The sequence below is a fragment of the Microbacterium sp. NPDC055455 genome (genome assembly GCF_053619935.1).
Window position 1 is genome coordinate 216,496 of the sequence record NZ_JBSHLB010000004.1, and the last position, 24,782, is coordinate 241,277.

At 71.1% G+C, this 24,782-nt stretch carries 24 protein-coding genes and 1 pseudogene; 11 read left to right on the forward strand and 14 right to left on the reverse strand.

What is annotated here, in order from left to right; genetic code table 11:
* Positions 1-61 precede the first annotated feature (61 nt).
* Positions 62-925 (reverse strand): fumarylacetoacetate hydrolase family protein, encoded by an 864-nt coding sequence (locus ACWGUG_RS13055; RefSeq protein WP_452324930.1) that lies wholly within the window; start codon positions 923-925, stop codon positions 62-64.
* A gap of 85 nt (positions 926-1,010) precedes the next feature.
* Here ACWGUG_RS13055 and ACWGUG_RS13060 point away from each other — a divergent pair, with 85 nt between their 5' ends.
* From ACWGUG_RS13060 to ACWGUG_RS13070, 3 genes are all read left to right on the forward strand, one after another.
* On the forward strand, positions 1,011-2,240 hold the full coding sequence (locus tag ACWGUG_RS13060) for a PrsW family intramembrane metalloprotease (RefSeq protein ID WP_452324931.1): 1,230 nt from the start codon (positions 1,011-1,013) through the stop codon (positions 2,238-2,240).
* Positions 2,241-2,410: 170 nt separating this feature from the next.
* On the forward strand, positions 2,411-2,779 hold the full coding sequence (locus ACWGUG_RS13065; protein ID WP_336399071.1) for an FKBP-type peptidyl-prolyl cis-trans isomerase: 369 nt from the start codon (positions 2,411-2,413) through the stop codon (positions 2,777-2,779).
* 164 nt (positions 2,780-2,943) lie between these two features.
* Entirely contained in the window at positions 2,944-3,507 is a 564-nt protein-coding gene (locus ACWGUG_RS13070; RefSeq protein ID WP_378884751.1) for a YceI family protein, read from the forward strand.
* An 82-nt stretch (positions 3,508-3,589) separates the two neighbouring features.
* On the opposite strand, the gene ACWGUG_RS13075 is transcribed toward ACWGUG_RS13070, so the two are convergent.
* Both ACWGUG_RS13075 and ACWGUG_RS13080 read right to left on the reverse strand, forming a co-directional pair.
* On the reverse strand, positions 3,590-4,525 hold the full coding sequence (locus tag ACWGUG_RS13075) for a DMT family transporter (RefSeq protein ID WP_378884754.1): 936 nt from the start codon (positions 4,523-4,525) through the stop codon (positions 3,590-3,592).
* Between the two features lie 84 nt (positions 4,526-4,609).
* Complete coding sequence (locus ACWGUG_RS13080; RefSeq protein ID WP_452324932.1) at positions 4,610-5,893, reverse strand: MFS transporter; 1,284 nt, start codon at positions 5,891-5,893, stop codon at positions 4,610-4,612.
* Between the two features lie 207 nt (positions 5,894-6,100).
* On the opposite strand from ACWGUG_RS13080, the gene rpsO reads away from it, so the two are divergent.
* The gene (gene rpsO / locus ACWGUG_RS13085; RefSeq protein ID WP_039401864.1) at positions 6,101-6,370 is read left to right on the forward strand and encodes a 30S ribosomal protein S15; all 270 of its coding nucleotides are present in this window, start codon (positions 6,101-6,103) and stop codon (positions 6,368-6,370) included.
* Between the two features lie 117 nt (positions 6,371-6,487).
* On the opposite strand, the gene ACWGUG_RS13090 is transcribed toward rpsO, so the two are convergent.
* Both ACWGUG_RS13090 and ACWGUG_RS13095 read right to left on the reverse strand, forming a co-directional pair.
* Positions 6,488-7,507, reverse strand: coding sequence for an isopenicillin N synthase family dioxygenase (locus ACWGUG_RS13090; RefSeq protein ID WP_336399068.1), 1,020 nt, complete (start codon positions 7,505-7,507; stop codon positions 6,488-6,490).
* Between the two features lie 70 nt (positions 7,508-7,577).
* The gene (locus tag ACWGUG_RS13095; protein WP_452324933.1) at positions 7,578-8,720 is read right to left on the reverse strand and encodes an epoxide hydrolase family protein; all 1,143 of its coding nucleotides are present in this window, start codon (positions 8,718-8,720) and stop codon (positions 7,578-7,580) included.
* Between the two features lie 69 nt (positions 8,721-8,789).
* Between ACWGUG_RS13095 and ACWGUG_RS13100 the strand changes: the two genes are divergently transcribed.
* Complete coding sequence (locus tag ACWGUG_RS13100; protein ID WP_452324934.1) at positions 8,790-9,740, forward strand: helix-turn-helix transcriptional regulator; 951 nt, start codon at positions 8,790-8,792, stop codon at positions 9,738-9,740.
* A 12-nt stretch (positions 9,741-9,752) separates the two neighbouring features.
* Here the strand turns inward: ACWGUG_RS13100 and ACWGUG_RS13105 are convergent, their stop codons facing one another.
* From ACWGUG_RS13105 to ACWGUG_RS13125, 5 genes are all read right to left on the reverse strand, one after another.
* Positions 9,753-10,928: an acyltransferase family protein gene (locus ACWGUG_RS13105; RefSeq protein WP_452324935.1), complete on the reverse strand. Its 1,176-nt coding sequence runs from the start codon at positions 10,926-10,928 to the stop codon at positions 9,753-9,755.
* A gap of 105 nt (positions 10,929-11,033) precedes the next feature.
* Entirely contained in the window at positions 11,034-11,951 is a 918-nt protein-coding gene (locus tag ACWGUG_RS13110) for a carbohydrate ABC transporter permease (RefSeq protein ID WP_452324936.1), read from the reverse strand.
* Positions 11,951-12,886, reverse strand: a complete 936-nt coding sequence (locus ACWGUG_RS13115) for a carbohydrate ABC transporter permease (RefSeq protein WP_336399063.1) — start codon at positions 12,884-12,886, stop codon at positions 11,951-11,953. Before ACWGUG_RS13115 ends, ACWGUG_RS13110 begins: the two co-directional genes overlap by 1 nt.
* Position 12,887: 1 nt before the next feature.
* On the reverse strand, positions 12,888-14,174 hold the full coding sequence (locus tag ACWGUG_RS13120) for an ABC transporter substrate-binding protein (protein ID WP_452324937.1): 1,287 nt from the start codon (positions 14,172-14,174) through the stop codon (positions 12,888-12,890).
* 37 nt (positions 14,175-14,211) lie between these two features.
* Positions 14,212-16,380: an alpha-galactosidase gene (locus ACWGUG_RS13125; RefSeq protein WP_378884774.1), complete on the reverse strand. Its 2,169-nt coding sequence runs from the start codon at positions 16,378-16,380 to the stop codon at positions 14,212-14,214.
* A 123-nt stretch (positions 16,381-16,503) separates the two neighbouring features.
* Between ACWGUG_RS13125 and ACWGUG_RS13130 the strand changes: the two genes are divergently transcribed.
* The 3 genes from ACWGUG_RS13130 (at position 16,504) to ACWGUG_RS13140 (ending at position 19,606) form a co-directional block, all read left to right on the forward strand.
* Complete coding sequence (locus ACWGUG_RS13130) at positions 16,504-17,619, forward strand: ROK family protein (RefSeq protein ID WP_452324938.1); 1,116 nt, start codon at positions 16,504-16,506, stop codon at positions 17,617-17,619.
* Positions 17,620-17,745: 126 nt separating this feature from the next.
* The gene (locus tag ACWGUG_RS13135) at positions 17,746-18,957 is read left to right on the forward strand and encodes an LLM class flavin-dependent oxidoreductase (RefSeq protein WP_452324974.1); all 1,212 of its coding nucleotides are present in this window, start codon (positions 17,746-17,748) and stop codon (positions 18,955-18,957) included.
* A gap of 1 nt (position 18,958) precedes the next feature.
* Positions 18,959-19,606 (forward strand): FMN reductase, encoded by a 648-nt coding sequence (locus ACWGUG_RS13140; protein WP_452324939.1) that lies wholly within the window; start codon positions 18,959-18,961, stop codon positions 19,604-19,606.
* Between the two features lie 9 nt (positions 19,607-19,615).
* On the opposite strand, the gene ACWGUG_RS13145 is transcribed toward ACWGUG_RS13140, so the two are convergent.
* A complete protein-coding gene (locus ACWGUG_RS13145; protein WP_452324940.1) occupies positions 19,616-20,458 on the reverse strand; it encodes a DNA/RNA non-specific endonuclease in 843 nt (280 codons plus the stop codon).
* A gap of 26 nt (positions 20,459-20,484) precedes the next feature.
* Positions 20,485-21,093, reverse strand: coding sequence for a DedA family protein (locus ACWGUG_RS13150; RefSeq protein WP_452324941.1), 609 nt, complete (start codon positions 21,091-21,093; stop codon positions 20,485-20,487).
* Positions 21,094-21,232: 139 nt separating this feature from the next.
* Between ACWGUG_RS13150 and ACWGUG_RS13155 the strand changes: the two genes are divergently transcribed.
* The 3 genes and pseudogenes from ACWGUG_RS13155 to ACWGUG_RS13165 all read left to right on the forward strand — a co-directional run bounded on the left by ACWGUG_RS13155 (position 21,233) and on the right by ACWGUG_RS13165 (position 22,777).
* Positions 21,233-21,532, forward strand: coding sequence for a glycosyltransferase (locus ACWGUG_RS13155; RefSeq protein ID WP_452324942.1), 300 nt, complete (start codon positions 21,233-21,235; stop codon positions 21,530-21,532).
* A pseudogene (locus tag ACWGUG_RS13160) lies at positions 21,533-21,895 on the forward strand (glycosyltransferase); the annotation flags it as partial.
* Positions 21,872-22,777 carry an SGNH/GDSL hydrolase family protein gene (locus ACWGUG_RS13165; RefSeq protein WP_452324975.1) on the forward strand — a complete coding sequence of 302 codons (906 nt, stop codon included), beginning with the start codon at positions 21,872-21,874 and terminating at the stop codon, positions 22,775-22,777. The pseudogene ACWGUG_RS13160 and the gene ACWGUG_RS13165, both read left to right, overlap by 24 nt.
* A gap of 9 nt (positions 22,778-22,786) precedes the next feature.
* Here the strand turns inward: ACWGUG_RS13165 and ACWGUG_RS13170 are convergent, their stop codons facing one another.
* Both ACWGUG_RS13170 and ACWGUG_RS13175 read right to left on the reverse strand, forming a co-directional pair.
* Complete coding sequence (locus ACWGUG_RS13170) at positions 22,787-23,497, reverse strand: response regulator (RefSeq protein WP_336399055.1); 711 nt, start codon at positions 23,495-23,497, stop codon at positions 22,787-22,789.
* Positions 23,494-24,762, reverse strand: a complete 1,269-nt coding sequence (locus ACWGUG_RS13175) for a sensor histidine kinase (RefSeq protein ID WP_452324943.1) — start codon at positions 24,760-24,762, stop codon at positions 23,494-23,496. Before ACWGUG_RS13175 ends, ACWGUG_RS13170 begins: the two co-directional genes overlap by 4 nt.
* Positions 24,763-24,782: the final 20 nt, after the last annotated feature.

Below are 24,782 nucleotides of genomic sequence, written 5' to 3' on the forward strand. Positions count from 1 at the left end.
ACGAAGGGCGGGCTCGCACGGCGGGCCCGCCCTTCGCCGTCGAAGCGCGGGCGCGGACGCCTCAGCCGATGATGCGGCAGTGCGTCGTGAGCGCCCCGATCCCGTCGATGCCCACCGTGACGGTGGAGCGGTCGCGCAGGAACACCTGCGGGTCGCGGGAGTAACCGGCGCCGCCCGGGCTTCCGGTCGAGATGAGCGTTCCCGGCAGCAGGGTCGCCGACGTCGACAGGTGCGAGATCAACGCGGCGACCGGCCGCACCATCTGCGCGGTGGAGGCATCCTGCAGCGTCCTGCCGTCGAGCACCGTCCAGATATGGAGGCGCTGCGGGTCGGGGACCTCGTCGGCGGTGACCACGAAGGGGCCGGTGGGGGTGAACCCGTCGAACGACTTGCAGCGCGACCACTGGGCCTCGGAGTACTGGATGTCGCGCGCGGTGATGTCGTTGACGACGGTGTAGCCCCACACGTGGTCGAGGGCGTCCTCGGGGGCGACGTCCTTGGCGGGGGTGCCGATGATCACGCCCAGCTCGGCCTCGTAGTCGACGGACTCGCTGAGCGTCCGCGGCCAGATCGTGGTGCCCTGGTGGCCCGCCAGCGAGTTCGGCCAGAGCACGAAGACGGTGGGCGTCGAGTCGGTCTTGAGTCCCAGCTCGCTGGAGTGCGCCGCGTAGTTGAGCCCGATGGCCAGGATCACCGGGGGATCGAGCACGGCCGAGGCGAAGCCCATCGCTCCGAGAGCATGACGCGCCCCTCGGCCCACGCCGTCGCGCACACGGGACAGCAGCTCGTCGCCGCCTCCGATGAGCTCCTCGAGGGTGCGCGGGGCACCGTCGAAGAGCTGCTCCACGAGGATCGCCTCGTCGTCCTCGATGAGGGCGAGCCTCGGCCTGCCCGACTCGGCCGGCACGACATGGGCGAAGCGCATCCTCCCAACCTACTCATCCGGCGAGCGGGCGCGCGTCCCGACCGGATGCGCGCCCGATGCGCGGTCGCAGCCATAGGCTGTGCGCATGACGCACGACCCCGGCGCCTCCCGTCCGCGACCGTCTCTCACTCCGCCGGAGTTCGCCTCCGCGCTCGCGCAGCCCCGTCATGCCGCACCCGCCGCCATCACGCCTCCGGCCACGTCGCCCTCGCCCGTCCCCGTCGGTGCGCCGGCCGTGGCGCGGCGGGGGCGCTCCGCCACGATCTGGATCGTCGGCATCCTCGTCCTCGTCCTCATCGCGCTGGTGGGCTACTTCCTCAACGCGCTCGGGCCGGGGGCGTCGATCGTGGGGATGGTGCTCGCGCTGATCCCTCTCGCCGGGGTGCTCTTCGCCGTCCGCCTCGTCGACCGCTGGGAGCCCGAGCCGCGCGGCCTGCTCATCCTCGCGGTGGCCTGGGGGGCGATCGCCGCGGTCGGCATCGCGCTCGGCGCGGACCTCGTGCTGACCGTGGCCTTCGGCGACGCGGACTCCGCCGCCAGAGACGTGCTGCGCACCGTCGTCCAGGCCCCGGTGGTCGAGGAGCTCGCCAAGGGCATCGGCGTCTTCCTCATCTTCGCCACCGCCCGCCGCGCGTTCGACGGACCCGTCGACGGGATCGTGTACGGCGCGCTCGTCGGCGCGGGCTTCGCGTTCACCGAGAACATCCAGTACTTCGCCGTGAGCTTCATCGAAGGCGGTCCCGCCGAGACGTCCACGACGTTCTTCCTGCGCGGGATCCTCTCGCCGTTCGCCCACGTGATGTTCACGAGCGTGACGGGCTTCGCGCTGGGCCTCGCGGCGCGCCGCGGACTGTCGACCGGCCAGGCGATCGGCCCGTGGCTCATCGGACTGGCAGGGGCCGTCGCGCTGCACGCGTTCTGGAACGGCTCGGCGATGTTCGGCGACTTCTTCTTCCTCTACCTGACCCTGCAGGTGCCCCTGTTCATCGGGTTCATCCTGGGTATCGTGGCGCTGCGCCGCGAGGAGTCCCGGCTGACCAGACGTCGGCTGGGCGACTACGCCGCTGCGGGGTGGTTCACGCCGCAGGAGGTCGACATGCTGGCCACATCGGCCGGCCGCAAGGCGGCGCTCGCGTGGGCGCGCACCCTGCGCGGCGACCGCTCGGCGCTGATGAGGACGTTCATAGCGGATGCCACGGCCCTGGCCGCGACACGCCAGCGCGCGATCACCGGCCGCGACCCGCTGGCCGCCTCCGAGGAGCGGGATCTGCTGGCCAAGACCGCCGCGGCACGGGCGGCCATGTTCGCCCCGTAGCCCTTGACACCGCGTCGGGGCCCCCGGCAAGCTGTGATCAGGTCAACTCAGCGCTCGGTAGGCACGCAGGCATCGCCGCGGCACCGAGCGCTGAGTCTTTCCGTCCTCCCGGCGTACGCCGGGAGTGAACCCGCCTGCGCCGCCCGTGACAGGCGTGCTTGGATGGAGTCATGACTGACGACCGCACCAAGCCCGAGATCGACGCACCCGCCGGCCCGGCCCCGGCCGACCTCGTCGTCCGCGACATCGTCGTGGGCGAGGGCGCCGAGGCGAAGCCCGGCGACACCGTGACCGTCCACTACGTGGGCGTCGAGTACGAATCCGGCGAGGAGTTCGACTCGTCGTGGAACCGCGGCGAGAGCATCCAGTTCCCGCTCCGCGGCCTCATCCAGGGCTGGCAGGACGGCATCCCGGGCATGAAGGAGGGCGGTCGCCGCGAGCTCGTGATCCCGCCGCACCTCGCCTACGGTCCCGCCGGCGGCCACTTCCTCGGCGGCAAGACGCTGATCTTCGTCATCGACCTCATCTCGGTGGGCTGACGTCTCGACCCGATCGGAGGGAGCGGATGCTGCGGCGTCCGCTCCCTCCGTCGTTTCCGCGACCGGGAACTTTTATTCACGGGAATAGAACCATCCTTCGTCGGCGTTCCACCCCGTGTGCCCGCAGCAGCGGGCGCTCCCGCGAACCACGACGAAGGACCGATATGACCGACGCCACCGCCATCGACATCCCCGGCTACAAGACGGGCACCTGGGTGCTCGACCCCGCGCACAGCGAAGTGACCTTCAGCGTGCGTCACATGATGATCTCCAAGGTGCGCGGCACCTTCGGCATGAAGAGCGCGACGCTCGTGGCTCCCGAGAACCCGCTCGAGGCGACCGTGGTGGCCAGCGTCGACGTGGCCTCCGTCGACACCAAGGACGAGGGGCGCGACAACCACCTGCGCTCGGCGGACTTCTTCGATGTCGAGAACCACCCCACGATGGAGTTCCGCTCCACCGGCGCACGCGTCGAGAACGGCGACTTCCTCGTCGACGGCGACCTGACCATCCGCGGCATCACCAAGCCGGTCACGTTCGAGTTCGACTTCGGCGGCTTCGGCGTCGACCCGTGGGGCAACTACAAGGCCGGCGCGACGGCGAAGACCGTCGTCAACCGCGAGGAGTTCGGCCTCACCTGGAACGCCGCACTGGAGACCGGCGGCGTCCTGGTCGGCAAAGACATCACCATCACCCTCGACCTGCAGGGCGCGCACCAGCCCGAGTGAGCGATTCGAGAAGCGGATGCCTCGGCGCGAGGCATCCGCTTCTCGTTCGTTTACGTCCGTCCGCCGCGCTGCGCCCCCGCGCTCAAGCGGTGCGGCGGCGGAGGCGGTCCTGGGCGAGCAGGATGCCGAGGAAGATGACGAGCGCGCCGACCGGCTCGTTCCAGGTGATCGTCTCGCCGAGCACCAGGATGCCCAGCAGGACGCCGACGACCGGCGTGATGTACGTGACCGTCGAGGCGCGGGTCGGTCCCCACGCCCGCACCGTGTTCTGGCTCCAGACGTAGGCGATGCCCGTGCCGAGGCAGCCCAGCATCAGCAGGCTCGCGACGATGGACGGGTCCAGGCGCACCGGGGTGAGCACGAGGAACGGCGTCAGCAGCGCCATCACCACACCGGCCATGGCGATGTAGCCGAACGTGAAGGCGAGGGCGGACATCCCGGTGTTCGATGCGAAGCGCCGCATGTAGGCGAGGCTGAAGCCGTAGCTGGCCGTCGCTCCGAGGATCGCGAGCTCGGCGACGAGGCTGCCGTCGAAGGCGATCCCCTCCCACGGCGCGATGATGACGACCGCTCCCACGATCCCCACCCCGATGCCCAGCACCTGCAGCACGTTGAGGCGCTCGACCCGGAACACCAGCCACGCCATGATCGCCGTCATGATCGGAGTGGTCGCGTTGAAGATGCTCGCCACACCCGACGTGACGTGCTGCTGGGCCCAGGAGAAGAGCAGGAACGGGATCACGCAGAACGTGAGTCCCAGCACCGTCAGGTGCCCCCACACGCGGAGACTCCGCGACAGGTGCTCGCGGCGCAGCAGCACGAGGGCGCCGAGCGTCAGCGCCCCCAGCAGGATGCGGGTCCAGGCCACCTGGCCGGGGGAGATGCCGGTGAGCGAGACCTTCATGAACAGGAAGCTCGAGCCCCAGACGATTCCCGCGAGCACGAACTGCACGCTGACCCACCGCGCCGTGGGCGCGGGGGTGGCGCGCACCGGGGGAGCCGTCTGCGTCGTGACCATGGAGCCCACGGTACGACCGCCCGCGTCCCGCGGCGCGCGTCGCGGGATGCGACGTCCGAAATCCGCCGAAGTGCGGCCGTTCGGCTACGGGACCGGGTTCTCGGCGTCGTAGTCGCGGAAGCGGGGGCTGAGCCGCACGAGCGTGGCGACGAGGGCGAGGATGACGAGACCGCCCAGGAGCGGCGGGAACCACAGCGCGGTGAGCGTCGCGAGCACTCCCGCGTAGAGCGCCCCGAGACGCGGCCCGCCCGCGACCACGACGATGAAGATCCCCTGCAGGCGGCCGCGGATCGCGTCGGGCACCGCCGCCTGCACCATGGTGTTGCGGAAGATGGAGCTGATGTTGTCGGCCGCTCCCGCGACGGCGAGCACGACGCACGCGAGCGAGATGAGCACGAGGTTCGGGGTGTCGGCGTCGACGCCCACCGGGGCGAACCAGCCGAGGGCGGCCGCGCCGAGCACGAGCCCGAGCGCGCCGATGGCGCCGCCGTAGACGAGGATCGCCCGCTCGATGCCCAGACCCTGTCGTCGGATGCCGCCGACGCGGCCCGAGAACAGGCTCGACGCGAACGCGCCCGCGGCGATCGCGGCGGTGAGCAGCCCCGTCGTGATCGGTCCTCCGCCGAGGAGGACGGCGCCGATCGCGGGGAACAGCGACAGCGGCTGTCCGAAGGTCATCGCGATGATGTCGAGGACGAACTGGAGGCGGATGTTGGACGCGCGCCTGAGGAACCGCCACCCGTCGCGGAGCGACTCGAGGCCGGGCCGGACGACCGCGCCCTCGGGGCGGAGCGCGGGCAGCGTCCAGAGGCCGAGGAACAGCGACAGCATCAGCACCACGTCGAGGGTGTACGTCCACGCGTAGCCGGTGAGGGCCACGAGCACACCGGCGAGGGCAGGACCGGCCATCACCATGATGCCCACCGTGATGCCCCCGAGAGCGGATGCCGCCGGCAGCAGCTCGCGGGGGAGCAGCCGCGGCACGATCGCCTGGCGGGTCGCCAGCACGATCGAGTTCGCCGCGGAGTTGACGATGCTCAAGCCGTACAGCCACCAGACCGTCTCCATGCCCGTCCACGCGAGGACGGCCAGCACGGCGGTCGACGCGAACGTCACGGAGGCGGCGAGCAGCGCGATGGCGCGGCGGTCGAACGCGTCGGCCAGCATGCCGCCGTAGATGCCGGCGACGATCATGGGAACGAGCCCGGCGACCGCGATCATCGAGACGGCGAACGTCGACCCGGTGATGTCGTACATCTGGAGCATGATCGCGACGATCGTGAGCTGGCCGCCCAGACCCGCCAGCGTCGACCCGATCCACATCCGCGTGAACGCGGGACTGGCGCGGAACGGCCGCAGATCGATCAAGTGGCTGCGATGCTCTCCGGGCGCGCTCACTCCCCGACCCCCGCGTGCTGCACGGGTTCGAGCGTACCCGCGCGGGCACGTCGTCCGGTTCGCCGTGGCATCCCGCTGCTGGTAGACTCTTCAGGTTGCCGTTGGATCGGCCGCGGAGAAAGAGAGCTCGCACATCGGGTGACGGGCACCGCGCAACAAGGAGAGAGGGGATCACCTATGGCACTGGATGCAGACGTCAAGAAGGCGATCATCGAAGAGTACGCGACGCACCCCGGTGACACCGGATCCCCCGAGGTGCAGGTCGCGATGCTGACGCAGCGCATCAAGGACCTCACCGAGCACCTCAAGGAGCACAAGCACGACCACCACTCGCGTCGTGGGCTGTTCCTGCTCGTCGGTCAGCGCCGTCGTCTGCTCGGCTACCTCCAGGACATCGACATCAACCGTTACCGGTCGCTGATCGAGCGTCTCGGACTCCGCCGCTAATCGCAGCCAGCGTTCAATCGCGCAAAACATTCTTGAGAAGGCCTCCCCACGGTGTGGGGAGGCCTTCATCGTTGCCGGGAGCGGTCGGCGGCCTCGCTGCGGAGGGGGACGGATGCCTCACCCCGTCGCGGCGCGGGCGGCGACGAGATCCGCGTGGTGGATCCCCGCGACGTCGGGGTGCGCCCGCAGGCGAGACTTGAGGGCGTTCTCGCCGTAGAGGGCGTGGATCGGGTTGGCCGGATCCTGCGTGACGCCGCGAGCCTGGGCGGCGAGGTCAGCAGGCAGCTCGATGAGCGGGAGGCGCTTGTCGAGCGCGGGGTTGAAGAAGAAGGGCACCGAGATGCGGTCGTCGGGGTAGCGCGGCGAGATGACCCGGTGCTTCGTCGCGATGAGGTAGCCCTGCGTCGCGTACTCGAGCAGCTCGCCGATGTTGACGACGAACGCGCCCGGCACCGGCGGCGCGTCGACCCACTGTCCGTCGCGCTCGACCTGCAGGCCGCCCTTGCCGGGCTCGACCCACAGCAGCGTCAGCACGCCGGAGTCCTTGTGCGCCCCCACGCCCTGCTGGGGCGCCGGGTCGTCCTTGCCCGGATAGCGGACGATCTTGATGAGCGTCGACGGCTCGCCGAAGTGCTCGTCGAAGTACGTCTCGGGGGCGCCGAGCGAGAGCGCCCACGCCCGCAGCAGCTTGCGGGCGACCCCCGAGAGGTGGTCGTGCCACTCCGACACGACCTCGCGGAGCTCCGGCTGCGCCGCGGGCCACAGGTTCGGGCCGATGAGGCGCGCGAAGTCGGGGGCCGCCGGGTCGGCGACCGCGTCGCGCTCGGGACCGATGTCGATCTGCTCGCGCCAGTCGACCTCGCCCTGCGTGCGCTCGCCGCCGACGCGCGTGTACCCGCGGAAGTGCGGGCTGTTCACGTTCTCGATCGCGAGCTTGTCGGCCTCGGGCAGGGCGAAGAAGTCGCGGGCCGCGCGATGCAGCCGACCCTCCAGCTCGGGCGTGACGCCGGTGCCGGTGAGGTAGAAGAAGCCCACGTCGTGGGTCGCGGCGCGCAGGTCGTCGCGGAACCGCGCGGCGGCCTCCGGACCCGCGTCGAGCCGGGACAGGTCGAGGATCGGCAGGTTGAGGTCGGTCATGAGGCGAGGCTAGGCGGATGCCGCGGCATCCGCCCGTTTGTTGCCTCCCGTTTCTCCCGCCCGTGTTCAGTCAGGGACGGGCGAAGAAGGTGCGGAGATCCTCGACGACGAGCTCGGGCACCTCGAGCGCCGCATAATGCCCGCCGCGCTCGAAGCGGCTCCAGTGCACGATGTTCGTGTTGTCGCGCTCGGCGAACACCCTGATCGTCTGGAAGTCGTCCTTGAAGACCGCGACGCCGGTGCGGGCGCCGCTCACGCGGGGCTCCGACTCGAGAAGGGCGTTGTCGCGATAGGCGCGGCTCATGCCGGCCGAGGCGTTGGCGAACCATGCCACGCTGACCTCGGTGAGGATCGCGTCCAGCGGCACGAGCGCCGTCCCGTTGCCGAAGGAGTTGAACAGCTCGGAGTACGCGAGCTGACCGACCGGCGAGTCCGACAGCGCCGCGGCGATCGTCTGCGGCCGGGCGGCATTCATCGTGTTGTACGCCCCCACGGACTGGAACCACTGCATGTGCTCCAGCCCGGCGTAGTCCTGCGGCTCGAGCCTCTCGAACTCGGCCGGATCGCCGGAGGGGAAGGAGAACAGCTGCAGCACGTGCAGTCCCAGGAAGCCCTCGGGACCGAGCAGCCCGAGCTCGCGGGCCACCATCGCGCCGTTGTCGCTGCCGTGGATCCCGTAGGAGTCGTAGCCGAGCCGGCGCATGAGGGTGTCGTACGCCGCGGCGACGCGGGCGACGGTCCAGCCCGCGTCCGTCACGGGCTGGCTGAACCCGAAGCCGGGTGCGTCGGGGACGACGACGTCGAAGGCGTCCTCCGGGCGACCGCCGTGGGCGACGGGGTCGACGAGCGGTCCGATCACGTCGAGGTAGTCGGCGAACGACCCGGGGTAGGTGTGGGCCAGCAGGAGCGGCGTCGCGTCGGGGTGAGGGGAGCGGACGTGGACGAAGTGGATGGTCTGCCCGTCGATGTCGGTGGTGTAGTGCGGCAGCTTGTTCATCCGCGCCTCGACCGCGCGCCAGTCGAAGCCGTCGCGCCAGCGGGCGACCGCCTCGGACAGGTAGTGGTTGGGGGTGCCTGCTTCCCAGTCGTCGCCGGGCGCCGGCTGCGGGAGACGGGTGCGCGCGAGCCGCCCGTTCAGGTCGTCGAGAGCTGCCTGCGGCACGTCGATGCGGAAGGGGCGGATGCCGGCGGGGGAAGTGGTTGCGGTGTTCATGTCTCCGACGTTACGGTCGAATCAGGTACGCTTCCTTCCTGTTATCCGGGCCTTTTCGAATCGAGATCCATGGCCGCGACGTCCGCCCGCATGCTCGCGCTCCTCGCGCTCCTGCAGAGCCGCCCGCGCTGGCCGGGACCCGAGTTGGCGGCCCGGCTGGACGTGTCGGTGCGCACGGTCCGCAACGACGTGGGGCGCCTCCGATCGCTCGGGTATCCTGTCGAGGCCGAGCGCGGCCGCGCCGGCTCGTACCGCTTGGCCGCGGGCGGCAAGCTGCCGCCGCTGCTGCTGGACGACGAGGAGGCCGTCGCCGCCGCCATCGGCCTCCGGGTGGCGCGCGGGATCGCGGGAGTGGACGAAGCCGGGGCGAGGGCTCTGGCGAAGCTGCTTCAGGTGCTGCCCGAGCGGTTGCGTCCGACCGTCGACGCGGTCGCCGCCACGGTCGACAGCGGACCCGAGGACGTCGCGACGGATGCCCCCGATCCGGAGGTCGATCCGCACGTGCTGAGAGCGGTCGCGCAGGCCGTGCACGGGCGGGAGTGGCTGCGGTTCGACGACCGCGGGGTCCCGCGCCGCGTCGAGCCGTACCGGCTCCTCAGCTGGCAGCGTCGCTGGTACCTCGTGGCGCGCGATCCGGACAGCGCCGAGTGGGAGACGTTCCGGCTGGACTGGATCGAGCCGAGGATGCCCACCCGCCGCGTCTTCGAGCCGGTGCCCGTTCCGGGAGGGGACTTCACCGCGTTCGCGCTCCGCTCGATCGCCGCGGGCGGATGGAACGTCCACGCGCGCCTCCGGATCGCCGCGCCCGCCGAGGCCGTTGTCGCACGCATCAACCCCACCGTCGGCGTCGTCGAGGCCGTGGACGCCACCGCCTCGGTCCTGGTCACCGGCGCCGACAGCCTCGAGACGATCGCGGCCTACATCGGCATGCTCGGCATGGACTTCACCGTCGACGCGCCCGCCGAGCTGGTGCCGCACCTCCGCCGCCTCGGCGAGCGGTACCTGCGCGCCGCAGGGTGACCGCGGCGCGGCTCAGCCGTTCTGGCGCGGATCCGCCCGCGGCGTCCTGGGCTGTTCGCGCGGCCGACGCGAACCCGTGGGGTCGCTCCGCCGTCCCTCCCGGCCTGCGAGCGTCCGATCGGCGAACAGCCACGCGGGCCGCGGCTCGATCAGCGGGCGGAACAGCCTGCGGACGGGTCTGGTGGCCAGGCCCAGCGCGATGACCACCGACATGACGATCACCAGCGGCAGCCATAGCCACGTCGGCTCGGCGTTGCGCAGCACCCCGCTCTCGCGGAACGGGTAGAGCACGAACGAGTGCAGCAGGTAGACGTACATCGTGTACTGGCCGAAGTGCGTCCACCAGTGGGTGTCACGGGGGACCAGGGCGAAGAAGGCTGCCGACAGCAGCACGGCGATGATCATGAGCGCGAGCCGCCCGCCGCCGGCCCACCACTGGGTGCCGCCGATCGCCGCGTAGTTCTCGTCGTAGAACAGCCACTCCCGCAGATTCATCTCGCGCCACTGGTCGACGAAGAACCACGCCGCCCACGCCGCGAGCGCGAACAGGCCCAGTCCGCCCGCGAACACCCACCAGGGGCGACGGTCGAGCAGGCGCAGGCGCGCGACGACGTCGTGCTCGCGCAGCCACCATCCGAGCGTGAAGAAGGGCAGCAGTCCCAGAGTGCGCGACAGCGAGAACGTCGAGTCGATGTTGGGCAGGTAGCCCGCACCGATCGAGATGACGACCGTCCACACGAGCGGCCAGCGCAGCAGCGCGAGATAGGGGAGGACCACGCGGAAGATGCCGAGCGCGAGCAGGAACCACAGGGTCCACGACGGCTGAGTGAGGTTGGGGTTGGCCTGCCCCTCGACGAGCCACTTCGTGAGCGTCCACAGGCCTTCGAACACCACGTACGGCACGAGGATGTCGGTGATGACCCGGGCCATCTGCCGGCGGGTCGGGGCGTCGGACTTCGAGAAGTACCCCGAGATGATGGCGAACGCCGGCATGTGGAACGCGTAGATCAGCAGGTACAGGCTCAGCGCGATGTCGGAGTCGTATGTCAGGCGCTGCACCGCGTGGCCGAGCACCACGAGCACGATGCACGCGAATCGCGCGTTGTCCCAGAACGGCGTGCGCCGCTTCTGCCGGGGGATCGACCCCGTCGGCGTGGTCGCCGTGGGTGGGCTGCTGCTGCCGGTCATCGTCACCTCTCGCGCGGGCCCAACCAGACTATCCGTGAGATGACGACGCGATGGATGCCGCCACCGGCGTCGGTGGCGGCATCCGTCGTCCGTTCGCCTGATCGGCTACTTGATGGAGCCCCGGGTGACGCCGGAGATCACCCAGCGCTGGCTGAAGATGTAGACGATGAGCAGCGGCGCCATCGCCATCAGATAGGACGCGAACGCCACCGTGTAGTCGGTGTTGAACTGCCCCTGGAAGACGTACTGCGCGAGTGGCAGGGTCCTCGCCGACGGCTCCGTCAGCACGACCAGCGGCATGATGAAGTCGTTCCACGCCCACACGCACGTGAGGATGCCGACCGTGGCGTTCATCGGCATGAGCAACGGGAAGACGACCTGCCAGAACACCCGCCACGTGCTCGCCCCGTCGACCCTCGCCGCCTCCTCGAGCTCGATCGGGATCGAACGGATGTACGCGGTGTAGATGAAGATGTTCAGCGACAGCCCGTAGATCGTGTAGAGGATGATCATGCCGGCCTGGTTGTCCAGCCCCAGGATCGAGGTCTGCTTCACCAGCGGAAGCATGATGATCGGGAACGGGATGAACAGTGCCGCCAGCAGGTAGAAGAACACACCCTTGAAGAACGGCCGGTGGAGGTTGCGGGCGAGGGCGTAGGCCACGATCGAGCTCGTCAGCAGCGTGAACACCACCGACCCGACGGTGATGATCGCCGTGTTCAGCAGCGCCTGCGGGAAGCTGGTGCGCACCCACGCGTCGGCGAAGTTCTCCCAGCGGATCGGGTTCGGCAGCTCGAACCCGGTGCCCGCGCTGAGCTGGTCGGGCGTCTTGAGCGCGACCACCACCGCCAGGTAGAGCGGGATCAGGACCGTGAGCGAGCAGACTGCGATGAGAGCCGTGGCCCACCAGTTGGTCTTGCGCGTGTCGTCGTCGGGCTCGGCGCGGCGTCGCCGGCGGCCGTTCGCCGTGACGGCATCGGCCTCCTGCTCGAGCTGCGATGCCGTGTTGGTCGTGGTGGTCATCAGAAATCGGCCTCTCTGCGCTGAAGGACCCGGAATTGGAAGAGCGAGACGACCGTGATGACGATGAAGAAGATCACCGCGTTGGCCGTCTGGTAGGCGAACTCCCCGCCGGAGAAGCCGCCGCGGAAGATCAGGAGCGTGACCGATTCGGTCGACGTCCCCGGTCCGCCGTTGGTGAGCGCGACGATCGGGTCGAACACCTGAAGGAAGCCCTTCAGGCTCAGCACGACGTTGATGGTGAAGAAGGCGCCGATGAGCGGGAAGGTGATCGAGCGGAACTGCCGCCAGGGTGACGCACCGTCCAGCGACGACGCCTCGTAGAGCTCTGCCGGGATCGTCTGCAGACCCGACAGGTAGATGATGATCGCGAACGCGCACGCCTGCCAGACGGCCAGCGCGACGATCGCGGTCCATGCCCACGTCTCGTTCGTCAGGATGTTGTCCCGGAAGACCGGGATGCCCGACAGGATCTTCGGCAACGAGTTCGAGAAGAAGAACTGGAACACGTAGCCGATCACCAGGATCGCGAGGATGTAGGGGACGAAGTAGACGCCTCGGAAGAAGTTCCGCGCCCTGATCTTGGCGTTGAGGCCGAGCGCGATCGCCAGCGAGAACGCGTTCGTGAGGATCGTCGCCACGATCGCGAACAGGAACGAAAAGCCGTACGCCTGCAGCACGCGGTCGTCCTTGAACAGGTTCAGGTAGTTCGACAGACCGACGAAGTTCCAAGCGCCGTACCCGGCGTAGTTGGTGAAGCTGAAGAAGATGCCGACGACGACCGGGAGCGTGTGGAAGGCGGCGAAGGCGATCACCGCGGGCCACACCATCCAGTAGTAGGTCGACGGTGCGCGGCGGCTGTCGCTGCGCAGGCGGGCGGCGCGCTTGCCGGAGGCGCCCGTCGAGCTCGAGCGGACCGCCTGGGTGAGGGTTGTCATGTCACTCCTCCGTCACGGGGATCGTGCGGGCGGCCACCTTGGCCCACTCGCTGTCGAGGGTCTTCAGCGCGGCCTCGGCGTCGCCGTCGAAGAGGAACTGCTGATCGGTGGGGATGAGCGGGATCGACGGCGGGATCTGGTGGTCGATGAAGCCGGTGATCCGCTGATCCTCGAAGTAGGGGCGGACGGACTGCAGGGCGGGGTCGTCGCTCAGCTCGGCGCCCTCGACCGAGGGGATCATGTTCTGCGACGCGGCGAAGCGCTCGATGACGTCGGGCTGGAACACGTACTCGATGAACCGCATCGCCGCGTCGTGCTTCGGGTTGTCCTTGCCGAGCGTGAACACCACGTCGACGCCGGAGACGAGGAGGCTCTCACCGGGCTCGTCGGTCGGGTAGGGGAAGATGCCCATCCGGATGTCGGGGTTCACCTGCGTGATCGGATTCGTCGCCCAGATGCCCTGCAGGAGCATCGCCGACTCGCCGCGGGCGAACGCCGCGTTCCCGTCGTCGTACGTCCTGCCGCGGTAGCCCTCCTGCATGTACGAGTACAGCTGGTACTGCCGGTCCATGACCTCGGCGAAGTCCTTCTGGAACGACACCTCCGAGTTCGGTCCCACGTCCTCGCCCTGTTCGCGCATCTTGTCGAAGAAGCCGTCCTGCGCGGGATACGCACCGAGGGCGTTCCACGACGGGATGGCGGTCCACGAATCGGCGAGCGTGCCGTAGAACGGCTGGATGCCCGCGGCCTCGAGGGCATCGCACACGGCGATGAACTCGTCCCACGTCTCGGGCACCTCGAGCCCCTGCTCCTCGAAGATGTCCTGGTTGTAGATGACGCCGTTGGCGTTGTTGACGTAGCCGAGCCCGTTCACCTCGTCGCCGTAGGTGCCGAGGTCGGCGAGGATCTCCTGCACCGCCGGGTTGATCGTCTCGAGCACCGGCTCATCGGAGAAGTCGTAGAACACGCCGGCCTGCGCCAGCCTGCCGAAGTTCCCGTTGGCGTTGAGCGTGATGACGTCGGGGACGCGGTCCTTCACCAGCAGGGTGCGGATCGCCGTGTCGGCGTCGGCGACCTGGTTCTGCACCACCCTGATGTCGGGGTTCTCGGCCTCGAAGTCCGCGATGATCTCGTTGAAGTCCTCGAGGGCCTCGCCCTTGAACTGGAAGAAGTTCAGCTCGGTCACCCCGTCGCCGGGCTGCTGTGCGCAGCCGCCGATCGCGGCGGCCGCTGCGGCGACGGTCAGAGCCGCGAGCGGCCGGACCCATCGTCGATGACTGGTTCTCATGGTGCGCCTCCTTGCGCGTGGATGGATGGTGGTCCGTTCAGCCCGCTGCGGTGATCTCGAGGACCATCGCCTGCTGCGGACGCTGGACGGGAGGACGGACGCCGGCCTCGGCCAGCTCCAGGCCGGTCATCACGATCTCGGCGCCCGCCCATTCGAGGGGCGACTGGCCGGCGTCCTCGCCGTCACGCATCCGCACCTGCACCCGGTAGACGCGGGCGGGGTCGAGCCCCGGCATCCGCACCCGTCCCGCCGGGTAGGCGGCGCTCGAGGCGGTCTGCACGACGGTGAAGACGGCGGAGGCGGCGTCGGCCGCCACGACGCCGCGCACGTCGATGCCGGGCTCCGTGCCGTCGACGTGCACCACGCGCCCGCTCGCGATGAGCGGGCGCAGGCGCTTGGCGAGCGCCACCCACTCCGCGATCTCTTCGCGCTTGCGCTCGTCGACCGTGGTGAGGTCCCACTCGATGCCGAAGTGGCCGAACAGGGCGACCGCGCCGCTGAGGCCGAGCGAGACCGTGCGGCCGGACGAGTGGACGACGGGGCTGGTGAGGTGCATGCCGAGCATCTCGGGAGGGACGACCAGCCCGGTGTGCTTCTGGTTCTCGAGGCGCTCGAGCGGGTCGAGGCTGTCGCTGGTCCACACGCGATCGGTGCGGTCGAGGATGCCGAGGTCCACCCGGGCGCCGCCCGAGGCGCAGCTCTCGATCTCCAGTCCCGGGTGTGCGGCCTTGAGCTCGTCCAGCAGGCGGTAGACGGCGAGGGTGTGGGCGTGCACGCGAGCTGCGCCGGCCGGTCCGCCGGCGGCGTCGACGAGGTCGCGGTTGTGGTCCCACTTGAGGTACGCGATGGGGTACTCGTCCAGGAGCGCGTGCAGGCGTGCGGCGATGTGGGCGTACGCGTCGGGGATCGACAGGTCCAGGACCTGCTGCTGCCGACCGGACGGCGGCAGCGACATCCGCCCACGGAGGATCCAGTCGGGATGCCGTCGCGCCAGCTCGCTGTCGGGGTTGACCATCTCGGGCTCGACCCAGAGGCCGAACTCCATGCCGAGCGCCCGGACGTGGTCGATGAGCGGGTGCAGGCCGTGCGGCCACACCTCGCGGTCGACGGTCCAGTCGCCGAGGCCCGCGGTGTCGTCGCGCCGGCCCTCGAACCAGCCGTCGTCGAGGACGAAGCGCTCCACGCCGACGGAGACCGCCGCATCGGCCAGCGCCGTGAGGCGCTCGAGCGAGTGATCGAAGTAGACCGCCTCCCAGGTGTTCAGCGTCACCGGGCGCGGGCGCCGCGGGTGCTGGGGGCGGGCGCGCCACTCGTCGTGGAAGCGGTGCGACAGCGCCGTGAGGCCGTCGCCCCACGAGCCGATCACCCACGGCGAGCTGTACGCGGCGCCGGGCGCGAGCACCACCTCACCGGGCAGGAGCAGCTCGCCGCCCGCGAGGAACGCGTCGCCGGTCACGGTCCGCTCGGCGAGGACGCGGTGGTTGCCGCTCCATGCGACGTGGATGCCGTGCACGCGGCCGCGCTCGAAGCCGAAGCCGGGCCGGCCCGCGGCGAGCACGATCGTGGAATCGGCGCCGGTGCGGCCGCGACGGCTCTCCCGCACGTGCGTGGCGATCCCGAGCTGCCGCCGCTGCGGCGAGCGCTCGCGCAGGTGGTGCCCGGTCGTGTCGAACACCTCGGTCGCGTCGGAGGGGACGGGGAACGTCGTCTGGAGCGACTGGAGCGTGTAGTCGGTGGCGCCGGTGTTGCGGACCGTGATCCGCTGGTGGAGCAGACCACTCGGTCCGAGCCGCAGCTCCACCCGGACCGCGAGGCCGGCTTCGGCGTCTGCCAGGGCGATGCTCGCGCGATGCTCGGCGGCCTGCACGTCGACGGTCGCGAGACGGATGCTGACACCGCTGCCGTCGCGGTGTCCCTCGAGCCCGGGCGTCCCGAACCAGCCGTCGGCCGCGACGGGGACGAGCGAGAGAGCGGGGGTCGCGTCCAGGCCGCCCGACACGCGCTGAGCGCGGGCGGCGATCGCCGTCCCCCGCAGGGTGGCGGGCGTGGAGCCGGTCAGCGCGGCGCCCCAGTGCACGATCGACGGACCGGGCGACGCGTCCAGGTCCAGCACGACGCTCGTGCCGCCTCGAGTCAGGTGGAGGACGTGCGGAGCGGAGGTGGTCACGGTCTGCTCGGCGTCGAGCTGCGAGTCGCTGCGGTGCATGAGTTAGTTCTACCATGGAACTAATGCAGGGAGCAAGAGTCGCCTCCAGTGACCATCTCCCGGGGAGAACGGCCCATTGGTGCCACAATGGAACCATTTCGGGGTCGAGGAGGTTCATCGCCGATGCTGACGGACAGTGAACGCGCGCTCGCACGGGCCGTGCTGATCCACGGGCCGATCGCCCGCAGCGCCCTGACGAGCCGCCTCGGCCTGTCGCCGGCGAGTCTCACCCGGCTCGCCAAGCCGTTCCTCGACCGCGGATACCTCGTCGAGCTCGAGGACCTCGCCGACGGCTCGGTCGGTCGCCCGGTGCGCCCGCTGGACGTCGCGCCCGGGCTGGGGCGGTTCATCGGCGTCAAGATCACCGGCGACGCGATCCACGTCGTCGCCACCGACGTCCGCGCGGACCTGCTCGCGCAGCGCACCGAGGCCCTGCGCTCGCACGAGCCCGAGGCGGTCGCGGCGCAGATCGCCGATGCGGTGGCCGCGATCGGCGTGGACGGCGTGATCGGTGCCGGCGTGGCCCTGGGTGGCGCCGTCGACGGCGCGATCGCCCGCTACGCGCCGTTCCTCGAGTGGGAGGACGTCCCCTTCGGCGCACTTCTCCAGCGCGGGCTCGGCGTCCCCGTCGTCCTCGAGAACGATGTCATCGCGCTCAGCGAAGCCGAGAGGTGGTTCGGGCTCGGGCGCGGCATCCCGGGCTTCTTCGTCATCACCATCGGCGCCGGCGTCGGCTACGGGCTCGTCGTCGACGGTGAGGTCGTGCGATCGACCGAGGCCGGGCTGGGCTTCGGCGGCCACATCCCGCTCTCCGACAGCGGCCCGCTCTGTCCGTCGGGCCACCGCGGCTGCTCGCAGGCGATGCTGACGTCCGGCTCGATCGCCGCGCAGGTCTCCGCGGCGCTCCAGCGCACGGTGGGCTACCCGCAGGTCCTCGAGCTGGCGTCCGCGGGCGATCCTGCCGCGCTCGCGGTCGTCGATACGGCGGCGGATGCGCTCGGGCGGTTCATCGCGCTCGCGGCCAATCTCACGTTCCAGCCCGCGGCGGTGCTCGCAGGGGAGGGGATCGCCCTCTTCGACATCGCCGAGGAGCGCGTCCGCGCGGCGGTCGCGGCGGGGCGCGATCCGCGGGCGGACGCGGTGCGGCTCTATGTCGACGACTCGGGGTTCACCGCCTGGGCGCGAGGCGCCGCCGCCGTCGCGATCCAGGCGGCCGTCGATCGGCTCCGCCTGGATTAGGGAATAACCTCGACCTGCACACGTTGCACGATATACATTCATTTGCATAGATTCGTCCGCGACGGAGAACCCGCACGGCGAAAGAGCGGAGAAGCGATCGTGAGCGAGAGCACCACGTGGTCGGGAATGCAGTTCGGAATCTTCACGGTGAGCGACATCACCGAGGACCCGACGAACGGCACCACCCCCAGTGAGGCCGAGCGCATCAAGGCGACCATCGAGATCGCCAAGCACGCCGAGGAGGTGGGGCTCGACGTCTTCGCGCTGGGCGAGCACCACAACCCGCCGTTCTGGTCGTCGTCGCCGACGACGACCCTCGCGTACATCGCCGCGCAGACCGAGCGCCTGATCCTGTCCACCGCGACGACCCTCATCACCACCAACGACCCGGTGAAGATCGCCGAGGACTACGCGATGCTCCAGCACGTGTCGGAGGGTCGCACCGATCTCATGATCGGCCGCGGCAACACCGGCCCGGTGTATCCGTGGTTCGGCAAGGACATCCGCCAGGGTCTGCCCCTGGCGATCGAGAACTACAACCTGCTGCACCGCCTGTGGCGCGAGGACGTCGTGGACTGGGAGGGTCAGTTCCGCACCCCGCTGCAGGGGTTCACCTCCACGCCCCGGCCGCTCGACGGCGTCGCGCCGTTCGTCTGGCATGGATCGATCCGCACGCCCGAGATCGCCGAGCAGGCGGCGTACTACGGCGACGGGTTCTTCGCCAACAACATCTTCTGGCCGAAGGAGCACTACCAGCGTCTGATCGCGCTGTACCGCCAGCGCTTCGCGCACTACGGCCACGGCACGCCCGAGCAGGCGATCGTCGGGCTCGGCGGACAGGTGTTCATGTCGAAGAACTCGCAGGACGCCGTCAGCGCGTTCCGGCCGTACTTCGACAACGCGCCGGTGTACGGCCACGGCCCGTCCCTCGAGGACTTCAGCGAGATGACGCCGCTGACCGTGGGCTCGCCGCAGCAGGTCATCGACCGGTACGCCGCGATGCGCGAGACGTTCGGCGACTACCAGCGCCAGCTGTTCCTCATCGACCACGCCGGCCTCCCGGTGAAGACGGTGCTCGAGCAGCTCGACATCCTGGGCGGCGAGGTGGTGCCGGTGCTGCGCAGGGAGCTGCAGCAGAACCGGCCGTCAGAGGTCCCGGATGCCCCGACCCACGCCAACCTGGTCGCCGCCGCGTACGGCGACCAGGCGCCGCGCCAGGCGGTTCCCGGAGCCAACCGCGGCGACAACCTCGTCGGCGCGAGCCCTTACCGGGATGCCGCCTCGAAGGCCGGCGCCGCCGCGGGCGCGTCGTTCGGCCTCGGCCGGAAGGGAGCCTGACATGACCACGGCACGCCGTATCGCCGTCGTCTCGGCAGGGCTGTCGAACCCGTCGTCGACCCGCATGCTGGCCGACCGGCTCGCCGCCGCGACCGTCGAGCACCTGACCGAGCGCGACATCCAGGTCGAGGTCGACGTGTTCGAGCTGCGCGACTACGCGCACGACATCACGAACAACCTGCTGACCGGCTTCGCGCCGCCGGCCCTGGAGTCCGTGGTCAACGCGGTCGTCTCGGCCGACGCGGTCATCGCGGTGACGCCGATCTTCTCGACGAGCTACTCCGGGCTGTTCAAGTCGTTCATCGACGTGCTCGACCCCGACGCGCTGACCGGCAAGCCGGTGCTGATCGGAGCGAACGCCGGCACCGCGCGTCACTCGCTGGCGATCGACTACGCGATCCGGCCGCTGTTCACGTACCTCCACGCCGAGCCGGTGTCCACCGGCGTCTTCGCGGCCTCCAGCGACTGGGGTGCGTCGGCAGACAACGTCGCGCCGCTCGCGGAGCGGATCGAGCGCGGTGCGCGCGAGCTCGCCGACGCGGTCGCGCGGCGCGAGCCGGCGACCGACGCCGACCCGTTCGACCCGGCGAACTATCTCGGCGAGGGCCGTTCGTTCGGGCACCTGCTCGGCGGGCTGGCGGGGGAGTAGCCCCCGGCCTCATCCGAGGCAGATGTCCTCGGGTGCGCGGAGGGGACGCCATTCGTCCTCTCCGCGCGCCTCCCCGCCCCTGAGCTCGTCGACGGCCGGCAGCACGTCGGCCTCCACGAGCGGTCCGAGATCTACGCCGGCCAGCTCCTCGATGTCGGCGATCGGCACCTGGAACGTCCGGAACGCCCCGAGCGCCGGCACGGCCAGCGCGCCCTGCCTCACGTCGATCAGCGCGGACTGGTCCAGGACGAATCCGGCCGCCGCGAGCTGCGGCATCCGCTCGTCGTGCGCCGACGCCCACGCGGCGACCTTGAAGAAGCGACGCGGGATCCGGATGCCTCGGTACGGCGGGTCGTCGGGCGCCAGCACGGGCGCGGTGAAGACGCTGAGGCGCTGGTCGGTCGTGTCGGCGAACTCGAGCACGTGATCCTCGAGGCCGAGCCACAGCTCCTTCGACTGGTTGAAGCCGCTCGCCTGCGGTGCGGCGTTCGGGTATGCGAACGTCGCCTCGGTCGCCCGCCTGGCCTCGGCCGGCGTGCCCCACCCGGGGTCACGGCGGCGCACCAGGTGACCGCGGTCGAGGTCGTTGGCGGCGTAGACCTCGGGCCCCGCCTGCTGGGCTGCGGGCACACGGGGGTCCAGCCGCCACTGGCCGGTGCGAGGAAGGTCGTGCAGCGTCGAGCCGTCGATGTTCACCGCGGTCGCCATGGCGAGGCGGCGGACCGTGTCGAGCAGGACCGTGAAGCGCGGGTACAGCAGCTCGCGGACCTCGCCGTCGCCGAGCGGCTGCGGGAGGGGGAGCGGGATGCCGAGGAAACCGCCGTCGTATCCGTCAGGGGTCGCGTCTGCCACGTCTCCATCCTGACCTGTCGCGAGGCTCACTCGGCGCCGGGTGAGCGCCGGGCACGGAGCCGGCGTGCCAGCACGGCGTCGACCGCGAGCCCGAGTCCGACGGCGACCGCGACGGACACGACCACCGCCGCGACAGGACCTCCCGGCACGAGCGTGGCGACCACCGCGCCCACGAGCGCCTGGTAGAGCGCCCAGGCGAGGGCTGCGAAGGCCGCGACGGCGAGGTAGCGCGGCGCCGGGAGCCTCGTCGCCCCGGCGGTGAGATTGACCGCGAGCCGGGCGAACGGGATGAAGCGCGCGGTGAACAGCACCAGCGCCGCACGTCGCTCGAGCCGGAGCCGCGCCCACGCGAAGGCGGCCTGGCTGCGGGGTGCGCGCATCCACCGCCAGCGCTGCAGCCCGATGGTCCGGCCCACGAGGTAGCAGGCGCCGTCGCCGGCCAGCGCCGCCGCTGCGGCGACGAGCACGATCGCGGCGAGCGCCGGGCGGCCCTCCGATACGGCCAGCGCGCCGAGCGCCGTCACCGCCGCCTCGCCCGGGATGACCACGAGGAACGCGTCGCCCAGGACGAGGGCGAACAGCAGCGGCAGCGCCCAGGGGCTGTGCGCGATCTCGGTCAGAAGCTCCTCGACCATGGCTCCTTGATAGCCGGGCGTGATGAACGGCGACGGAACAGGGCACGTCCGGTGACCTCCCGCGGTGCATCGGGTGAACACTCCCTTGCAGGGGCCGATTCTCGCCGGCAGGACGTGCCCGCGCCGCCACGCTGGAGGGGTGAGAGTCGCACTCCTCGCCGAATCGTTCCTGCCGCACATGAACGGGGTCACGGGGTCCGTGCTCCAGATCCTGCGTCACCTCGCCGCCGAAGGCCACGACACGCTGGTCATCGCACCCCGCGCCGGCGAGATCACGACCGACCTGCACGGGGCCCGCACGGAGCTGCTGCGCTCGGTGCCGCTGCCGTCGTATCCGCAGGTGCGCGTCGTGTTCGCCCGGGCTGCCCGCCTGGCCTCGATCCTCCGCACGTTCGACCCCGACGTGGTGCACCTGGCGTCGCCCTTCGTCCTCGGCTGACTGCCGGGGGCCGTCTTCACCGGGCACCTCGCCGGCGATGCGCTGGCCGCGGCGATGGCGAGCTTCGACGTGTTCGTCCACCCCGGCGAGAGCGAGACCTTCGGGCAGACCATCCAGGAGGCGCTCGCCAGTGGCGTGCCCGTCGTCGCGACGGGGAGCGGCGGCCCGCTCGACCTCGTCCGCTCGAGCGTCGACGGGTGGCTGTACCGCCCCGGCGATCTGCGGGACCTGCGTGCGCGCGTGACGGACCTCGTGGGCGACGACGGCAAGCGCCGTGCCTTCGCCGCGGCCGCCCGCGCGTCGGTCAGCGACCGATCGTGGGGCGCGGTCTGCCGGCAGCTGGTCGAGCACTACGAAGAGGCGCGGATGCTGCGCCCCATCGACGACGCGCTGCTGCAGCGTGCGGCGACAAGACCGGCGGCTCCCGGTCCGACCGCCGCGCCGCCCAGGCCGTGGTCGCGCCTCGTCGCGCTGGGCGACTCGATCACGGAGGGGCTGTGCGATGCCTCCCGTATGCCGGCCGGGCAGTACCGCGGCTGGACGGACCGGCTGGCGCAGCTGCTCGCGCACGCCTCAGGCGCCGGCGCGCCCTTCCGCTATGCGAACCTCGCGGTCCGCAGTCGTCGGGTGCAGCACCTGGTCGAGGAGCAGCTGCCGCACGCCCTCGCGCTGCGTCCCGACCTCGCCGCAGTCCTCATCGGGGCCAACGACCTCGTGGGCGCGCGGGTCGACCCTGTCGCGGTGGCGGCCCGGCTCGAGGAGGCTGTCCGCGCGCTGCGGGCCGCGGGCGCCGACGTGCTGCTGGTGACGCCGTTCCTCCCGCGGCGCCGCGCCGCGCTGCTGTTCGCACGCCGCTTCGCCGTCTACGCCTCGGAGCTGCGGCGCATCGCCGCCGAGACGGGTTCCGTGCTGCTCGACCTCGAGGCGCTTCCGGTCATCGGGGACCCCGAGCTCTGGGCGGACGACAAGGTGCACCTGCGCCCGCGGGGACACCGCTTCCTGGCGTATCGGGCGGCCGAGGCGCTGGGGGTTCCGCACGCCGAAGCGCTGGGCGAGCTCGACGCGAGCCTCCACGCCGACGACGATCCGGCGCTGCCGGGCTCGTGGCTGCGCCGTGACGCGCTGCCCTGGGTGTGGCGGAGGCTGCGCGGCGCGACGGCGGGTGACGGGCTCACCGCCAAGCACACCGGGTACGTGCTCGTCGGCCCGCAGGGGAGCGTGGCGGCGTCCGAGCGCGCCGGCTGAGGCATCCGCTCACCCGTCCGCGGTGCCACCGTGCGTCTGGGCGTCATGCACCCAGCCGTACTCCGACTCGGGGCGGCCGCCGGTGCCGTAGCGCGGCGCCCGGTGCGCTCGGCCGGCCGTGACGAGGTGCTCCAGGTATCGCCTCGCCGCGACGCGGGACATCCCCAGGCGGTCCGCCGCCTCCGCGGCCGAGACCGGACCGCGCTCGCGGACCTCGTCGCTGATGCGGGCGAGCGTACCGGCGGAGAGCCCCTTCGGCAGCGCCACCGGCACGGCGGGGCGAAGCGCCCCCAGCAGCGCATCGATCTCGGCCTGAGTGGGTGCGCCTGCGGCCTCGACGGCGCGGCGGCGGAACTCGCGGTACTGCTCGAGGCGCTCGCGGAAGGCGGCGAAGGCGAAAGGCTTCACCAGATACTGGGCGACCCCGAGCGCGACCATCTGGCGCACGACCTCGGCGTCGCGCACGCCCGTGATCGCGATGACGTCCACGGCGATCCCGCGCGCTCGCAGGTGCCGCAGCACGTCGAGCCCCGTGCCGTCGGGCATGGTCACATCGAGCAGCACCAGATCGATGTCGTCGTGGCGCGTGAGCACGGCGTCGATCGCGGCGCGGGCGCCGGTGCACTCCGCGACCACCCGGAAGCCGTCCAGGCGCGCGACGTACTCCCGGTGCAGCTCGAGCGTGAGCGCGTCGTCGTCCACGAGCAGGACGCCGATCATGGGTCCGGCCCCGCCGGGAGGGTGACGACGAAGGTCGTCGGGTGGTCCCGCAGGGTGACCGATCCGCCGGCGCCCGTCACGATCGAGTGGACCAGCGCCAATCCCACACCGCGCCCCTCCGCGCCTCGCGGCTTCGTCGAGAAGCCGTGCTCGTAGATCCGGTCGCGCACCCCGGCGGGCACGCCGGAACCGCTGTCGGACACCTCCAGGCGCAGCGCGGGCGGCGACGAGGGCGCGGTGCCGAAGGCGACGCGCACCCAGCGCGGTGCGTCAGCGGCGGCCGCGGCATCCATCGCGTTGTCGATGAGATTCCCGACGACCGACACCGCGTCGACGGGCGAGAGCGCGCTGCGAGGCGCCTGCGGGTCGATCTCGGCCGACCACTCGATTCCGCGCTCGCGGGCCTGCGCGGCCTTGCCGAGCAGCAGCGCGCCCACGGTGGGATCGCCGCCCCGGCGGGAGGCGACCTGATCCACCAGCTCCTGACTCTGGCGCGAGGTCTCGGTGAGGATGTCGATCGCCTCGCGCGTGCGGCCGAGCTCGAGGAGCGAGACCGCCGTGTGCATGCGATTCCCATGCTCATGGGTCTGCGCGCGCAGCGCCTCGCCGAGGGTGCGCACCGACTCGTACGAGGCGACGGCGTCGCGGATCGTGCCGGCCGGCAGGTCGCCGGCCAGGCGACGCGTGGTGCGACGGGCCAGCCATGCCCCGATCAGTCCCGCGGCCAGCAGCGCGAGCGCGATCGACACGACGAAGGGCAGCCGCGGCGCGATGTCCGACCAGATGCTGCCGATCGTCACGCCGACCGACACCCAGCCGACGAGCTCGCCGGCGGACTCCACCGGCACGATCGTGCGGACGGAGGGGCCGAGCGTGCCGGTGAACTCCTCGGTGACCGCTTGCGGCGCTGCGGGGATCGTGCCGAGGTAGTGCCGGCCGATCTGGTCCCGGTCCCGGTGGGTCACGCGGATGCCGTCGGGCGTCATGATCGTCACGAAGTCCACCCCCGCGCGCGTCATCACGTCCTCGGCGACCGGCTGCAGTCGCGCCGAGGCCCCCGCCTCCGTCAGCGCGGCGCCCACTTCGGGAAGGACGGCGAGGGATGCCGCCACCGCCCGGGTCACCTCCTCGGCCTCGCCCCTCTCGGACCGTTCCGCGTCCAGCACCAGCACGCCGGCCAGAGCGGCCACGATGACCGCGGCAGAGAGCGCGACCACGGCGAAGACGCGGGATGCCGCGCTGCCGCGCTCTGTCTTCGCTGACATGGCTCTCCTCCTCGATGCCG

What these genes read in the sequence shown, in the direction of transcription:
- ACWGUG_RS13150 (WP_452324941.1), bottom strand. Translation starts at nt 21,093, where the DNA reads ATGGTCGAGGAGCTTCTGACCGAGATCGCGCACAGCCCCTGGGCGCTG.
- ACWGUG_RS13115 (WP_336399063.1), bottom strand. Translation starts at nt 12,886, where the DNA reads ATGACAACCCTCACCCAGGCGGTCCGCTCGAGCTCGACGGGCGCCTCC.
- ACWGUG_RS13090 (WP_336399068.1), bottom strand. Translation starts at nt 7,507, where the DNA reads ATGACCGACCTCAACCTGCCGATCCTCGACCTGTCCCGGCTCGACGCG.
- ACWGUG_RS13065 (WP_336399071.1), top strand. Translation starts at nt 2,411, where the DNA reads ATGACTGACGACCGCACCAAGCCCGAGATCGACGCACCCGCCGGCCCG.
- ACWGUG_RS13140 (WP_452324939.1), top strand. Translation starts at nt 18,959, where the DNA reads ATGACCACGGCACGCCGTATCGCCGTCGTCTCGGCAGGGCTGTCGAAC.
- ACWGUG_RS13060 (WP_452324931.1), top strand. Translation starts at nt 1,011, where the DNA reads ATGACGCACGACCCCGGCGCCTCCCGTCCGCGACCGTCTCTCACTCCG.
- ACWGUG_RS13175 (WP_452324943.1), bottom strand. Translation starts at nt 24,762, where the DNA reads ATGTCAGCGAAGACAGAGCGCGGCAGCGCGGCATCCCGCGTCTTCGCC.
- ACWGUG_RS13135 (WP_452324974.1), top strand. Translation starts at nt 17,746, where the DNA reads ATGCAGTTCGGAATCTTCACGGTGAGCGACATCACCGAGGACCCGACG.
- ACWGUG_RS13095 (WP_452324933.1), bottom strand. Translation starts at nt 8,720, where the DNA reads ATGAACACCGCAACCACTTCCCCCGCCGGCATCCGCCCCTTCCGCATC.
- ACWGUG_RS13120 (WP_452324937.1), bottom strand. Translation starts at nt 14,174, where the DNA reads ATGAGAACCAGTCATCGACGATGGGTCCGGCCGCTCGCGGCTCTGACC.
- ACWGUG_RS13075 (WP_378884754.1), bottom strand. Translation starts at nt 4,525, where the DNA reads ATGGTCACGACGCAGACGGCTCCCCCGGTGCGCGCCACCCCCGCGCCC.
- ACWGUG_RS13125 (WP_378884774.1), bottom strand. Translation starts at nt 16,380, where the DNA reads ATGCACCGCAGCGACTCGCAGCTCGACGCCGAGCAGACCGTGACCACC.
- ACWGUG_RS13130 (WP_452324938.1), top strand. Translation starts at nt 16,504, where the DNA reads ATGCTGACGGACAGTGAACGCGCGCTCGCACGGGCCGTGCTGATCCAC.
- ACWGUG_RS13105 (WP_452324935.1), bottom strand. Translation starts at nt 10,928, where the DNA reads ATGACCGGCAGCAGCAGCCCACCCACGGCGACCACGCCGACGGGGTCG.
- ACWGUG_RS13170 (WP_336399055.1), bottom strand. Translation starts at nt 23,497, where the DNA reads ATGATCGGCGTCCTGCTCGTGGACGACGACGCGCTCACGCTCGAGCTG.
- ACWGUG_RS13055 (WP_452324930.1), bottom strand. Translation starts at nt 925, where the DNA reads ATGCGCTTCGCCCATGTCGTGCCGGCCGAGTCGGGCAGGCCGAGGCTC.
- ACWGUG_RS13100 (WP_452324934.1), top strand. Translation starts at nt 8,790, where the DNA reads ATGGCCGCGACGTCCGCCCGCATGCTCGCGCTCCTCGCGCTCCTGCAG.
- ACWGUG_RS13110 (WP_452324936.1), bottom strand. Translation starts at nt 11,951, where the DNA reads ATGACCACCACGACCAACACGGCATCGCAGCTCGAGCAGGAGGCCGAT.
- ACWGUG_RS13070 (WP_378884751.1), top strand. Translation starts at nt 2,944, where the DNA reads ATGACCGACGCCACCGCCATCGACATCCCCGGCTACAAGACGGGCACC.
- rpsO (WP_039401864.1), top strand. Translation starts at nt 6,101, where the DNA reads ATGGCACTGGATGCAGACGTCAAGAAGGCGATCATCGAAGAGTACGCG.